10 protein-coding genes are annotated in these 14,421 nt (G+C 65.7%); 3 read left to right on the forward strand and 7 right to left on the reverse strand.

Annotation, left to right across the window (positions count from 1 at the left end; translation table 11 throughout):
* The 3 genes from ilvD to RMO57_RS01235 all read left to right on the forward strand — a co-directional run.
* Nucleotides 1-1,439 (forward strand): dihydroxy-acid dehydratase (gene ilvD / locus RMO57_RS01225; protein WP_310383480.1); only part of this gene is annotated, 1,439 nt, incomplete at its 5' end.
* Nucleotides 1,440-1,832: 393 nt separating this feature from the next.
* Entirely contained in the window at nt 1,833-6,677 is a 4,845-nt protein-coding gene (locus RMO57_RS01230; RefSeq protein WP_310383482.1) for an NAD-glutamate dehydrogenase, read from the forward strand.
* 158 nt (nt 6,678-6,835) lie between these two features.
* Nucleotides 6,836-8,173 (forward strand): DUF3422 domain-containing protein, encoded by a 1,338-nt coding sequence (locus RMO57_RS01235; protein ID WP_310383485.1) that lies wholly within the window; start codon nt 6,836-6,838, stop codon nt 8,171-8,173.
* Nucleotide 8,174: 1 nt separating this feature from the next.
* On the opposite strand, the gene RMO57_RS01240 is transcribed toward RMO57_RS01235, so the two are convergent.
* From RMO57_RS01240 to RMO57_RS01270, 7 genes are all read right to left on the reverse strand, one after another.
* Nucleotides 8,175-8,594, reverse strand: coding sequence for a hypothetical protein (locus tag RMO57_RS01240; RefSeq protein ID WP_310383487.1), 420 nt, complete (start codon nt 8,592-8,594; stop codon nt 8,175-8,177).
* A gap of 152 nt (nt 8,595-8,746) precedes the next feature.
* Nucleotides 8,747-9,406: a cupin domain-containing protein gene (locus tag RMO57_RS01245; protein ID WP_310383489.1), complete on the reverse strand. Its 660-nt coding sequence runs from the start codon at nt 9,404-9,406 to the stop codon at nt 8,747-8,749.
* Between the two features lie 62 nt (nt 9,407-9,468).
* Nucleotides 9,469-10,197, reverse strand: coding sequence for a phosphatase PAP2 family protein (locus RMO57_RS01250; protein WP_310383492.1), 729 nt, complete (start codon nt 10,195-10,197; stop codon nt 9,469-9,471).
* On the reverse strand, nt 10,194-11,561 hold the full coding sequence (locus RMO57_RS01255; protein WP_310383493.1) for an NAD-dependent succinate-semialdehyde dehydrogenase: 1,368 nt from the start codon (nt 11,559-11,561) through the stop codon (nt 10,194-10,196). The genes RMO57_RS01250 and RMO57_RS01255 overlap by 4 nt, the downstream gene beginning before the upstream one ends.
* A gap of 77 nt (nt 11,562-11,638) precedes the next feature.
* Nucleotides 11,639-12,322, reverse strand: a complete 684-nt coding sequence (locus RMO57_RS01260) for a type 1 glutamine amidotransferase domain-containing protein (protein ID WP_310383494.1) — start codon at nt 12,320-12,322, stop codon at nt 11,639-11,641.
* Between the two features lie 158 nt (nt 12,323-12,480).
* Nucleotides 12,481-13,587, reverse strand: coding sequence for an alkene reductase (locus RMO57_RS01265; protein WP_310383495.1), 1,107 nt, complete (start codon nt 13,585-13,587; stop codon nt 12,481-12,483).
* 44 nt (nt 13,588-13,631) lie between these two features.
* A partial coding sequence (locus RMO57_RS01270; protein WP_310383498.1) for an iron-containing alcohol dehydrogenase occupies nt 13,632-14,421 on the reverse strand: 790 nt, incomplete at its 5' end.

Raw genomic sequence — 14,421 nt, forward strand, 5'->3', positions numbered from 1 at the left:
TCTCGGACGGCATGGCCATGGGCACCGAGGGCATGAAGTACAGCCTGGTCTCGCGCGAGGTGATCTCCGACTGCGTGGAGACCTGCGTCGGCGGCCAGTGGATGGACGGCGTGATGGTGATCGGCGGCTGCGACAAGAACATGCCCGGCGGCATGATCGGCATGTTGCGCGCCAATGTGCCGGCGCTGTATGTCTACGGCGGCACCATTTTGCCGGGCAGGTACAAGGGCCAGGACCTCAATATAGTCAGCGTGTTCGAGGCGGTCGGTCAATTCTCGGCCGGCAAGATGAGCGAAGAAGACTTCGTTCAAATCGAGAAGCGCGCCATCCCCGGCAGCGGCTCCTGCGGCGGCATGTACACGGCCAACACGATGAGCTCGTCGTTTGAGGCCTTGGGTATGAGTCTGCCCTATTCGTCGACGATGGCTAACGTCGAGGATGAGGTGACTGAGAGCGTCAAGCAGGCGGCGAACGTGCTGGTGGAGGCCGTCAAAAAGGACCTCAAGCCGCGCGACATCGTCACAAGAAAAGCGATCGAGAACGCCGTCGCCGTCATCATGGCGACCGGCGGCTCGACCAATGCGGTGCTGCACTTCCTGGCGATCGCGCATGCGGCCGAGGTCGAGTGGAGCATCGACGACTTCGAACGCATGCGCCGCAAGACGCCGGTGCTGTGCGATTTGAAGCCCAGCGGCCAGTTCCTCGCCATCGACCTGCATCATGCCGGCGGCATCCCGGCGGTGATGAAGGAGCTGCTCAAACACGGCCTGCTGCATGGTGACGCGATGACGATCACCGGCAAGACCGTGGCCGAGAACCTGGCCGACGTGCCCGATCTGCGCGCCGACCAAACCGTCATCCGCCCGGTTACGAATCCGATCTATGCCGAAGGCCATCTGGCGATCCTGAAGGGCAATCTGTCGCCCGAGGGCTGTGTCGCCAAGATCACCGGCCTCAAGAACCCAGTGATGAGCGGCCCGGCGCGGGTGTTCGAGGACGAGCAATCGGCGCTGGCCGCCATCATGGCCGAGAAGATCGTCGCCGGTGATGTGATGGTGCTGCGCTACTTAGGGCCCAAGGGCGGCCCCGGTATGCCGGAAATGCTCGCCCCCACCGGCGCGCTGATCGGCCAGGGCCTGGGCGAAAGCGTCGGCCTGGTCACCGACGGGCGCTTCTCCGGCGGCACCTGGGGCATGGTGGTCGGCCATGTGGCGCCCGAGGCCTATGCGGGCGGCGTGATTGCCCTGGTCGAAGAAGGTGACCGCATCACCATCGACGCGCACCGGCTGCTGCTGGAGCTGCACGTTAGCGACGACGAACTGGCGCGCCGCCGTGCCAGCTGGTCGGCGCCGGCGCCGCGTTACACCCGCGGCGTGATGGCCAAGTTCGCCAATAACGCGTCCAGCGCCAGCTCGGGCGCGGTGCTGGATTTGTTCTAGAGCCCGTCAGCTCGGCGCTCGCTCAGCCCTTCAACAGCGGCTCGATCAAGCGCCGGCGCAGCCGCGGATGCCGGCGCTTGGCCTCCTGCTGCAAGGCCTGCGGCGGCTGGGCCGCCCTTTGTATCGCTGCGCCTGTGTGTTGTATTGGTAGCTACCACCCATCAAGTCGGAAATCGCGCACGCGCAGTGCCGCCATCGCCAGACGAAGTCGCGTTGCTGGACCGCAAGGTCGACGCCTGGATCGCCGACCGACACAGCCAATGCTGAAAATGCATATAGACGGATTTTTCAGACCGCCAAGCCAATTGCCCGCACGGCGCTGAGGCACACTCCCGGGTAGACGAGCCGTAAGGCAACAGCCTGGTGGCGTCCATAAATCCACGGAGACAAGCAATGACGGAACCTCTCAACGCGTTACAGCGCGAACGGATCGATGCGGTGTTGGCCCTGGCCGCCACCCGCCAACAAACGCCCGAACAACGGGTCATGTTGGACAGCTTTGGGCGCGAATATTTCCGCCGTGTTGACGCCGAAGACCTGCTGGCACGCACGCCGGAAGACCTGCTCGGCGCCCTGCTCTCGCATCTGCAATTCGGCGCCAAGCGCCAGCCCGGCCAGACCTTGGCAAGGGTCTTGAGCCCCAGCGTGGCCGACAACGGCTGGGCCTCGCGGCATTCGGTGATCGACATCATCAATGACGACATGCCCTTCCTGGTCGACACCACGACCATCGAGATCAACCGCCAGGGCCTCACCCTGCATCTGATCATCCACCCGATTTACGGCGTCGAGCGTGACGCCGAGGGCCAGCTGACCTCGATCCGCCCACGCAGCGAGGCCGCCGAATCGCCAGGACTGAAGCGCGAATCCTGGATGCATATCGAGGTTGACCGCATCATTGACGCGCAGCAGCGCCATGAGTTGCTGGCCGGCATCGAACGGGTGCTGGGCGATGTGCGCGCGGCAGTGCAGGACTGGCAGCCGATGGTCGGCCAGTTGCGCGCCACCATCGCCGAGCTGGAGCAAGCACCCGCTGCACTGGACAAGGCCGAAGTGCAAGAAAGCCTGGCCTTCCTGCAGTGGCTGGCCGACGACCACATGACCCTGCTCGGCTACCGCTGCCATGAACTGGTCACCCAGGGTGAGGACGGCGGCGCCGATGCCTTGCGCCTGCTGCCCGGCAGTGGCCTCGGACTGCTGCGCGAAACATCGGCCGAGAAGCTCTCCACCAGCTTCGCTATGCTGCCGGCCAATGCGCGTGCGCTGGCCCGGGCGCCGTCGCCGCTGCTGGTCATCACCAAGGCCAATACCCGCTCCACCGTGCACCGCGCCGGCTACACCGATTACGTCGGCATCAAGCGTTATGACGCGGCCGGCGAAGTGATCGGCGAGCACCGCTTCATCGGCCTGTTCACCTCCACCGCCTACAGCGCGCGCGTCTCCGAGACACCGCTATTGCGCGGCCGGGTTGACGCCATCACCCAGCGCGCCGGCCTGCCGCCGGGCGGCCATCTGGCCAAGGCGCTGCAGCATATTTTGGAAACCTATCCGCGCGACGACCTCTACCAGATCTCCAACGACGAGCTGTTCGAGACCGCCCTGGGCATCCTGGCCCTGGGTGAACGCCAGCGCCTACGCCTGTTTGTCTGCCGCGACCCGTTTGACCGCTTTTTCAGCTGCCTGGTCTATGTGCCGCGCGAGGCCTACTCGACCGATATGCGGATCAAGTTCCAGGCCATCCTGATGCAGGTCTTCAGCGGCAGCAGCGCCGAGTTTGATGTGCAGCTCAGCGACGCAGTGCTGGCGCGCATCCACTTCACCGTGCGCACCACGCCGGGCCAGGTGCCGGTGTTTGACCGCAAGGAGGTCGAGGCCCGCCTGACCGCCGCCGCGCGCCGCTGGGACGATGACCTGCGCGACGCCCTGATCGACGCCGAGGGCGAGGCGCGCGGCCTCGTCCTGTTCAAGCGCTGGGCGGTGGGCTTCCCCGCCGGCTACCGCGAGCGCGTCAGCGCGCGCGCGGCCGTGCCCGATGTCGTCAAGCTGGACGGCTTGACGCCGGCGTCGCCACTGGCATTGGCCTTGTACCGGCCCTTCGGCGCCGAGCCGGGCACGCTGGGCTTCAAGGTCTACCGCCTGGGTCAAGCGGTGGTGCTGTCCGACAGCCTGCCGATGCTGGAACACATGGGTGTGCGCGTCATGGGCGAGCACAACCACCGCATTCTTGATGCCGATGGCGCAGGCAATGTGGTGTCGCTGCACGACTTTGACTTGCAAGCCACGGTTTCCGACGACATCGAGCCCGAGGCCCTGGCGCGCCTGTTCGAGGACAGTTTTGCACGCGTTTTCCGCGGTGAGGTCGAGAACGATGACTTCAACCGCCTGGTGCTGCGCGCCGGTCTTGCCAATGACGAAATCGTCGTGCTGCGCGCCTACGCCAAATACCTGCGCCAGATCGGCTTTGCGCTGTCACAAGCCACCATCGAGACCACGCTGGCGGCACACCCGCGCATCGCCCGCATGTTGGTGACGCTGTTCAAACTTCGCTTTGACCCGGTGGCCCACGACACGCTCGGCGCTAACGCCCAAGTCAACGGGATCGAGAAAGCGCTGGAGAAGGTCAGCAATCTGCAAGAAGACCGCGTGCTGCGCCAGCTCTTGGCCTTGATGCAGGCGACGCTGCGCACCAACTTCTGGCGCACCGGCATCGGCCACAGCGGTGCGCCCGGCCCGCGCCGCAGTTTCCTGAGCTTCAAACTCGATTCGGCCAAGGTCCCCGGCCTGCCGGAGCCGCGGCCGCTGTATGAAATCTCGGTTTACTCGCCGCGCTTCGAGGGCATCCATTTGCGCGGCGGCAAGGTCGCCCGTGGCGGCCTGCGCTGGTCGGATCGGCCGGAAGACTTCCGCACCGAGGTGCTGGGCCTGGTGAAGGCGCAGATGGTCAAGAACACCGTCATCGTCCCCGTCGGCAGCAAGGGCGGCTTTGTACTCAAAAAAGCGCCCCCGCAGTCCGACCGCGAAGCCTTCATGAAGGAAGGCATCAGCTGCTACCAGGACTATCTGCGTGCGCTGTTGGATTTGACCGACAACTACGCCGGCGCCCAAGTGCTGCCACCGCCGCAGGTGGTGCGGCTTGACGAGGACGACCCCTATCTGGTGGTCGCCGCCGACAAGGGCACGGCCACCTTCTCCGACTACGCCAACGCGGTCAGCCTGGAATACGGCCATTGGCTGGGCGACGCCTTTGCCTCGGGCGGCAGCGTCGGCTACGACCACAAGGCCATGGGCATCACCGCACGCGGCGCCTGGGAGTCGGTCAAGCGGCATTTCCGCGAGCTCGGTGTCAACACCCAGAGCGAGGAATTCAGCGTCGTCGGCGTCGGCGATATGTCGGGCGATGTGTTCGGCAACGGCATGCTGCTGTCGCCGCATATCCGCCTGCTGGCGGCCTTTGACCACCGCCATATCTTCATCGACCCCAACCCCAAGGCCGACATCGCGTTCGCCGAGCGCGAGCGCCTGTTCCAGCTGCCGCGCTCCAGCTGGGCCGACTATGAAACGGCGCTGATTTCGGCCGGCGGCGGCGTCTGGTCGCGCTCAGAAAAAGCCATCCCGATTTCGCCGCAGGCGCAGGCCGTGCTCGGCATCACGGCCGACCTTCTGGCCCCCAACGAGCTGCTCAGCGCGATTCTGAAGGCCCCCGTCGACCTGCTCTACAACGGCGGCATCGGCACCTACATCAAGTCGGCCGGCGAGACCCATGCGGATGTCGGCGACCGTGCCAATGACGCCATTCGCATCAACGGTTCCGACTTGCGCTGCAAGGTCGTCGGCGAAGGCGGCAACCTCGGCTGCACCCAGCGCGGGCGCGTCGAGGCAGCACTTGCCGGCGTGCGCATCTACACCGACGCGATCGACAACTCGGCCGGCGTCGACACCTCCGACCACGAAGTCAATATCAAGATCTTGCTGGGCCTGGCCATGGGCGACGGTGAGATGACGCTGAAGCAGCGCAATATCTTGCTGCCGCAGATGACCGACGAGGTCGCGTCGCTGGTGCTGCGTGACAACTACTTCCAGACCCAGGCGCTGTCGATCGCCGGCCGCCAGGGCGCGGCCTTGATCGACCAGCAGGCCCGCTTCATCCGCTTCCTGGAGCGGGCCGGGCGCCTGAACCGGGCGATCGAATTTCTGCCCACCGATGACCAGATCAAGGAGCGCAAGGCCCGCGGTCTGGGCCTGACCGGCCCCGAGATGGCGGTGCTGCTGGCCTATAGCAAGATGTGGTTGTCGGATGAGTTGATGGCGTCCGACCTGCCCGAAGACGGCTGGATTGGCACGGCGGTAGAGCGTTACTTCCCCGCACTGCTGCGCGAAAAGTTCGCGGCCTACATCCCGCGCCACCCGCTCAAGCGCGAAATCATCGTCACCCATGTGCTCAACAGCATGTTGAACCGGGTCGGGTCGACCTTTGTGCACCGCTTGAGCGAATCCAGCGGTGCCAAGCCAGCGCAGATCGTGCGCGCCTACCTGGCCACCCGCGAGGTCTTCGGCTATGTGCCGCTGTGGCTGAAGATCGAGGCGCTGGACAACCAGGTCGCCGACGAGGTGCAGGCCGACATGATCGACGAGCTGGGTCGGCTGGGGGCGCATGCCACCCAATGGTTCCTGCGCTCGCGCCGGCTGGCCGAGCCGATGGAGCAGGTCATCCAGCGCTTTGTGCCGGCGGTCGAGGCCTTGCGGGCCACTTTGGTTGAGCAAAACGAGCTGTCGGCGCGCGCCTCGGCCCGGGTCGCCGCGGGTGTTCCCATCGACATTGCGCGCGACGTCAGCCACGCCGAGGAGCTGTTCGCGGCGCTTGATATTGCCGAAATCGCCGACGCCACCCAGCATCCGCTGGCGGTCGTTTGCGAGGTCCATGCCAAGCTCGGTCAGCGCCTGGGCCTGGAGCGCTTGCGCACCCAGATCGACGCCCTGCCCATCGACAGCTACTGGCAAACCCAGGCCAAGGCGGCGCTGGGCGATGATTTATCCGGCCTGCAACGCGCCATTGCCTTGGACGTGTTGGGGCAAGGCGGCACGCAACAAAGCTCGGACGAATTGCTGGCCGACTGGACCGCGCTCAACCAGGCTGCCTTGGAGCGTGCGCAGAAGCTGCTGGGCGAATTGAGCGAGGCCAAGGGCGTTGATCTGGCGATGCTGTCGGTGGCGTTGCGGGAGCTGCGTAATTTGGCTTGAGCAGTTGGCTTGAGCAGTCGGCTTGAGCAGTCGGCTTGAACGCAGTTTGAGGCGGGATATGAGCGCTCCGGCTTGGAAGCCGGGGCGCTCATGTTTTATTGGCGCAACTTTATTGGCACAACATTTGCAAGCTTTCTATTTTTTATCCACCCAACGACATGAGCTCCAACGACATCGCCGCCAGCCACCTCCCCCCCGATGACGCGCTGCGTTATGAGTTGCACAACGAGGTGCATGCCCGCCCGTCGGCGCGCATCCGTCTGCCGGCCTTGATCGTCAGCGTGGCGGTGCTGAATGAGGGCATCAGCCGCGAGGCCGAGTGCGAGCATCTGCGCCGCCTGCCCGGCTTTGAGGACTTGCAGGTGGACGCGATGCAGGGCAATTTTTTGCGCCTGCGCGGCGCGGGCCATACGGTCAAGTGGGAGCGCCACAGCGAGTTCACGCGTTACGCCGTCGTCCAGCCGCTGCCCACCCGGGCCCTCTTGGGTGCGAGCGAGCCGGAGCTGCTGAGCGCTTCGCTGGTGGACCCGGACTGGCTGCGCCAGCTGCCCGGCCGCACGGTGGCCGCCGTCAAGTTGGTGATGCTGGAGCATGACATCAGCCGCCCCGAAGCGGTGCTGGCACTCGGCCAGCAATGGTTTGGTGGGCGCAGCGTGGTGGCGTCCATGATGGGCAATGCCGAAAGCGGCGGCCATTCGATGGTGGTGACCAACTTCCGGCTGCTGCCCAGCGGCTTCGAGCGCATCTTGGTGATTGCACCACCCGGCACCAGCCCAACGCGCATGGGCCGGGTTTCGCAGCGTTTGCTGGAGCTGGAGGTCTACCGCTTGATGGCCCTGCGCGGCCTGCCGGTGGCCAAGGCGATCGCGCCGGTGCTGGCGCAGGCCGAGGCGGGTCTGGCCGCTGTGACGCTGAAACTCGAAGGCAAGCTGGCCTCCGAGGGTGAGCTGCTCGACACCTTGATCCATGTGGCCGCCGGCGTTGAGCGCGCCACCGCCGAGCATGCCTACCGCTTCGCCGCCACCCAGGCCTATGACACGCTGGTGCGCCAACGGATTGCCGAGCTGCGCGAAAAGCCGATTCCGGGCACCCAGACCTTGGGCGCGTTCATGCAGCGCCGGCTTTCACCGGCAATCGCCACGGTGGCCGCCACCGCCGGCCGGCTGGCGTCGCTGTCGCAGCGGATTGAGCGGGTCAGCGCGCTGCTGCGCACCCGGGTGGATATCGCCACCGAGCAACAAAATCACCAGTTGTTGGCCAAGCTGACGCGCGGGCAGGACCTGCAGCTGAGCTTGCAGACCACGGTGGAGGGTCTCTCCATCGCGGCAATTTCCTACTACGTGGTGAGCCTCTTGCTCTACGGTGCCAAGGCCTTGAAGTCGGCCGGTGTGCCGCTCAACCCTGAAATCGCGGTGGGATTATTGATACCGCTGGTGCTGTGGTCGGTGTGGCGGGCGACGCGCCGCGTGCATGCCAAGCTGCACGGTCGCGGCTGATTCAAGCACGCAGCGCACGCGCATGCAAAATAGCGTGGGTGCGCTGCCACGACATCGGCCGCCCCGCTGCAAGCAAGCGCAGCTTGGGCGTGTTGTCTTTGCGTGAAAGCAGCGTCTGCAAACAATTCTGCAACTCGCTCAAGGCCTTGTGCATGTCGACCAAGGCCTTTTTTTGCTGCTGCAAGACGGCCATGGCGCTTGCTGGGAAGCCGGCGATATCGTATTGCAGGCGCGCCAACAAATGCGTGACCAGCACGCCCAGCACTTTCAATTCATGCTGGGCAGCGGGTGAGCCGCTGGCCTGCGTTTGCAGAAAATGCTCCAGCAACACAGGCACCGGAATACCGTCAAGCACCGCACCGGGCTGGTGTGCGGCCAACCAGGCCTGCAAGACTTGAGTTGGCGTTGAAGGCTGGTCCATGGCATCCCTCTTTGAGCGGCAAGCGCCATTCGAGCGCCAGGGAGTGTAGGCGGGAGAACCCTGAGATTCGCCATATCCGATCAAACTTACAGGCCTTTCTGGCGCCGCGTTGATGCAGCGCAGCACGGGCTGGAGAAGTGGCACCGGCGCTCTCATCCCGCCACCGGCAAATGCCCCGTCTTGACGAAAATCAGGCAGCCTTCGCGGCTGAACGGCTGGTGCTGGCTCAGGTGCGGGCTGCGCAGCCAAGTGCCGGCCGGGTAGCGGCCGTTCTCGTCTTCAAAAATACCCTCGACCACGTAGATTTCCTCGCCGCCGTGGTGCCGGTGCGGGTTGAAAAAGGTGCCGGGCGCCCAGCGCACCATGGCAGTGTGCTGGCCTTCAAAGCCCGCCAGTGGCAGCACCGACAGGCCCGGCACCATGCCAGGAAACCAGGCGGCGTGGGCGGTGTCAACCACCACCCGGCCCTGGTCGCGCGGGTCCAGGTGGCGCAGCTTGACCAGCAGCGTGCAGCCCTTGTCTGAAAACGGCGCGTGGCTGGAGCCCGGCGGGTTCTTGAGGTAGGTGCCCGGGCCATAGTCGCCCTGGGCGTCCGAGAGCTGGCCTTCGAGCACCAGGATTTCCTCGCCCAGCGCGTGCAGATGCGACTGAAAACGCGCGCCCGCTAGATAGCGGACGATGGAGGTGGCGCGCGCGACCTCGCCACCGTCGCGCTCAATCAGCCGGCGCTGCACCAACGCGACGGGGGACGCCTGCCACGGTGCGGCCAGGGTATTGACGACGGCGCGTTCGGAAAAATCGGTATTGAGCATGGCAAGGCGTGGAATTCTTGAAATGTTGATGAGCAGGTCCAGCCGATGCTGGTATTGCGCCGTCAGGCCGGCGGGTCCTGGCGCAAAAAGCGCGCCAGCAGCAGCCAGGCCATGGCCCAGGCGGCGCCAAACGCCCAGCCGCCCAGCACGTCGGTGGCCCAGTGCACGCCCAGCAGGACGCGGCTGACGCCGACCAGCAGCGCCAGCAGCGCGGCCGCCGCCAGGACGTAGAGGCGCTCGGGCACGCGGCTGCGCGTGCTGGCGATCAGCGCGCCCAGCGTCAGAAAAACAATGGCAGACATGCTGGTGTGGCCGCTCGGAAAGCTCAGGCCGGTCGCCACCAGATCCGCAAAACCCGCCTCCGGGCGCAAGCGTCCGAAAGCGGCCTTGAGAATCTGCACAAAGACGGCGCCGGTGCAGACCGACGTGGCCACCAGCAGCGCCGTGACCCGGGCCGAGACCAGCGTGAGGTAGCCGACGCTGATCAGCGTGAACAGCGTCATCACCGCGGTGCTGCCCAGCGCACTGAAGTCGCGCATGATGGCGGCCAGCCACGGATGGCCGGCCCGCAGCGATTGCGCGCGCTGCAGCAGGTACACATCAAAGCTGCGCGTGTCGCCCTCCATGACCTCGGCGCCGCCCACCACAAAGGCCAGCAGCAACAGCACGGCGAGCAGCCCGACCAGCAGCGCCTTGACCAGCGAGGCGTCGCCGCCCAGGCGCGCGCGCAGGCGCTGCACCGCAGTCAGAGTGGTGGCTGCGTTGATGAGCCCTGCGTAGCGCTTGCTCACGCCACGCGAATCAGCTTTTTATTGACGAATTCCTGGATGCCCGCGCCCGACAGCTCGCGGCCATAACCGGAATTCTTGACGCCGCCAAAAGGCAGCTCCGGCGACGACGAGGCAGGCGCGTTGATGAACACCATGCCGGTGTCGATCTGGCGCGCCAGCCGCTTGCCGCGCTCGATGTCCTGCGTGAACACCGAGCCGCCCAGGCCAAACGGCGAATCGTTGGCCAGCGCCACGGCCGCCGCTTCGTCGGCGACCCGGAAGAACAGCGCGACCGGGCCGAAGAACTCTTCCTTGTAGGCCGGATTGCTTGCGCTGATGTCGGTCAGGATGGTGGGCTGCATGAAGGCGCCGGCATGCTCAATCCGCTTGCCGCCCATCACCACGCGGGCGCCGCCGGCCACTGCGCGCTGCACCTGGCCCAGCAGCTTGTCCAGCGCTTCAGCGGACGACAACGGTGCCAGCGTGGTCTGCTTGTCAAGCGGATCACCGGGCGCAAAGTTGAGCATCGCCGCCTGGAACTTTTCCAGGAAGCGGTCGGCCAGCGCTTCAACCACGATGAAGCGCTTGGACGCGGTGCAGGCCTGGCCCGAATTGCCCATGCGGCCGCTGACGGCGCTTTTCACGGCCCGGTCCAGGTCGGCGTCTTCGAGCACGATGAAGGCGTCGCTGCCGCCGAGTTCCATCGTGGTCTTTTTCAGGTTCTGCCCGGCCCGTGCCGCCACCACGGCGCCGGCGGCTTCGCTGCCGGTCAGCGCCACGCCGCGGATACGCGGATCGTCGATGACTTGCGCGACCTGGTCCTTGGAGATGAACAGGTTGGTGTAAGCGCCTGCGGGCGCGCCGGCTTCCACCATCAGCCGCTCAAAAGCCAGCGCGCACTGCGGCACGTTGGAGGCGTGCTTGACCATCACCACGTTGCCGGCCATCAGATTGGGCGCGGCAAAGCGGGCGATCTGGTAGTAGGGGTAGTTCCACGGCTCCACGCCGAACAGCACGCCGACGGGGCAGCTTTCCACCAACGCCTCGCCGCGAGCCGTGGCCAGCGTCTCAGGCGCCAGAAAGCGTTCGGCATGCTGGGCGTAGTAGTCCAGGATGGCGGCGCTCAGCGCGACTTCGCCCAGGCTTTGCGCGATCAGCTTGCCCATCTCGACGGTGATCAGCTCAGCCAGCGGCTGGGCCTGCTCGCGCATCAGCGTGGCGGCGCGCGCCAGGATGATCGCCCGCTCGGCGTAGGACTTGCCCTGCCAGTCCTTGTTGAAGCAGTCGGAAGCAAGCTGCAGCGCGGCTTCCAGCTGCGCCGCGTCCATCGGCTCAAATGTTTGCAGGACTTTTCCGTTGAAGGGGTTGGTGCTTTGGTAGGCCATGGTTTCCTTCTTATTCGGTTGAGAGAGGGCGCGCGGCGCGCGCCGCCCCTGGTTGAGTACGCCTTCAGGCCGGGCTCCTAGCCGCCCTTCAATTGGCGCAACACGGCCTGCGCCGCCGGCTCTGACGAGGCCGGGTTCTGGCCGGTGATCAGCTTGCCGTCAACCACCACGTAAGGCGCCCAGTCGGCAGCCTTGCTGTAGTGGCCGCCGTTGCTCACCAGCATGTCCTCCACCAGGAAGGGCACGATGTCGGTCAGCTGCACGGCGGCTTCTTCGGTGTTGGTGAAGCCGGTGACTTTTTTGCCCTGCACCAGCGGCGAGCCGTCGGCGGCCTTGACGTGGCGCAGCACGCCGGGTGCATGGCAGACCGCGGACACCGTCTTGCCGGCGGCCGCCATGCTCTCGATCAGCTGGATCGACGCCGCGTCTTCGGCCAGGTCCCACAGCGGGCCGTGGCCGCCGGGGTAAAACAGCGCGTCAAAGCCGGCGCCCGACACCTCAGCGAGTTTGCCGGTACTGGCCAGTGCGGCCTGGGCGGCGGCGTCGGCCTTGAAGCGGCGCGTGGCGTCGGTCTGCGAATCGGGCTCGTCGCTCTTGGGGTCCAGCGGCGGCTGGCCGCCCAGCGGGGACACCAGCGTGACGTCAGCGCCCGCGTCCTTGAACGCGTAGTAAGGCGCGGCGAATTCTTCCAGCCAGAAACCGGTTTTTTTACCGGTGTTGCCGAGTTGGTCGTGTGAGGTGAGAACCATCAGAATTTTCATATTGTTTCCTTTTGTGGCGCCGCCGCTGCCGCAGCAGGGCGGGCTGTCCATGTCAACAAAATCGCTGCCAAACACCTCTTTGATAATAAAGAGGGCTTTGGCGCAAGCAATACGGGCGCTCTTAGCTATTCATTCAGTAGCAAATTGAAACCCGTGCTTCAGGCGGCCTGCAGGTCCAGTGTGGGGTAATCCGTATATCCGTGTGCGCCGCCGCCGTAAAACGTGGCGCGGTCCGGGGTATTGAGCTCGGCGCCCTGGCGAAAGCGCTCCACCAGATCGGGGTTGGCAATGTAGGGGCGGCCAAACGCGACCGCGTCACCCACGCCTTGCTCGATCAGGGCCTCGGCCTCGGCGGCGCTGTAGCCGCCGCAGAAAATCAGCGTGCCGTTGAAGGCAGCGCGGATTTGCCCACGGAAGGCGTCGCTCAGCTCGGGGCCACCGGCCCAGTCGGGCTCGGCAATGTGCAGGTAGGCAATGCCGCGCGCGCTGAACGCCTGGGCCAGATACAGGGCGCTGGCTTCGGCCTCGGCGTCGGCCATGTCGTGCGCCACAAAGTGGGGCGACAGGCGCACCCCGACGCTGTCAGCACCGATTACGGCGATCACGGCGTCCAGCACTTCCAGCGTCAGGCGGGCGCGGTTTTCCAGCGTGCCGCCATAGGCGTCGGTGCGCTGGTTGCTGTTGGTGGACAGAAACTGGTGCAGCAGGTAGCCGTTGGCCGCATGCACTTCCAGAAAGTCAAAACCGGCGCGCTTGCCGCGCACGGCGGCCTGGCGGTACTGCGCGACGATGCCGGGTAACTCGTCCGTGTTGAGCGCGCGCGGGGTTTCGGTCGGCACGTTTTCAGCGCTGCCGTCGGGCTGGATCACAAAGCACTTGGCGCCCTTGGCAATCAGCGCCGAGGGCGCGACCGGGGCGGCGCCGTTTTCCTGCAGCAACGAATGCGAGATGCGGCCCACATGCCAGAGCTGCAGCGCGATGCGGCCACCCTGCGCGTGCACCGCCTGCACCACGTCGGTCCAGCCGGCCTCCTGCGCGTCGGTGTAGATGCCGGGCGTGAGGGCGTAACCCTGACCCTGGCGCGAGACCTGCGTGGCTTCGCTGACGATCAGGCCGGCCGTGGCGCGCTGGGCATAGTATTCAACGTTGAGCGCCGACGGCACATCGCCAGGCTGGCTGGCCCGCGAACGGGTCAGCGGCGCCATCACGACGCGGTTGTTCAGGGTCTGGTGACCGACTTTGAGGGGAGACAGCAGTTTTTTCACAGGGGATTCCTTGGTTTGGATGAAATGTAGGAAAGCTAAAGGGCTTAGAGCGCAGCCACCAGGATGGCGCGGCTGACCGCCGGGCTGACGTCCTGGTGCTCGCCCAGGCGGGTCATGTTGTGGTCCTCCAACTGCGCCACCACGGCATCGACCGCGTCCGGCCCCAGGCCGTAGTCGGACAGACGGGTCTTGATGCCAAGACTTTCAAAAAACTGGCGCGTGCGTTCAATCACCTGGTCAATGCGCTGCGCATCGCTGCCGTCCGTGATGGCCCAGACGCGCTCGGCGTATTGCAGCAGCTTGGCACGCTTGGTTTCGCGCTGCAGATTGAGCAGCGGCGGCAGCACGATCGCCAGCGTGCGCGCGTGGTCAATGTCGTAGAGGGCGGTCAGCTCGTGGCCGATCATGTGGGTGGCCCAGTCCTGCGGCACACCGGCGCCGATCAGGCCGTTGAGCGCCAGCGACGCGCTCCACATCAAGTTGGCGCGGCTGTCGTAGTCGGGCACTTCGGCCAGCGCCTTGGGGGCGATTTCCACCAGCGTCTGCAGCAGGCCTTCGGCAAAGCGGTCTTGCGCCAGGCCCTGCACCGGGTAGGTCAGGTACTGCTCCAGCGTGTGCACGAAGGCATCGGCGATGCCGTTGGCAATCTGCTGCGGTGGCAAGGTATAGGTCTTGGTCGGGTCCAGCACCGAGAACTGCGGAAACACCAGCGCGCTCATGAACGGCAGCTTGGTGTGCGTGGCCTTGCGGGTGATGACCGCGCCGCTGTTCATTTCGGAGCCGGTGGCCGGCAGCGTCAGCACCGTGCCGAACGGCAAGGCCTGCTTCACCAGG

The sequence above is a fragment of the Roseateles sp. genome, from assembly GCF_031397715.1.
Taxonomy (GTDB): Bacteria; Pseudomonadota; Gammaproteobacteria; order Burkholderiales; family Burkholderiaceae_C; genus Paucibacter_A.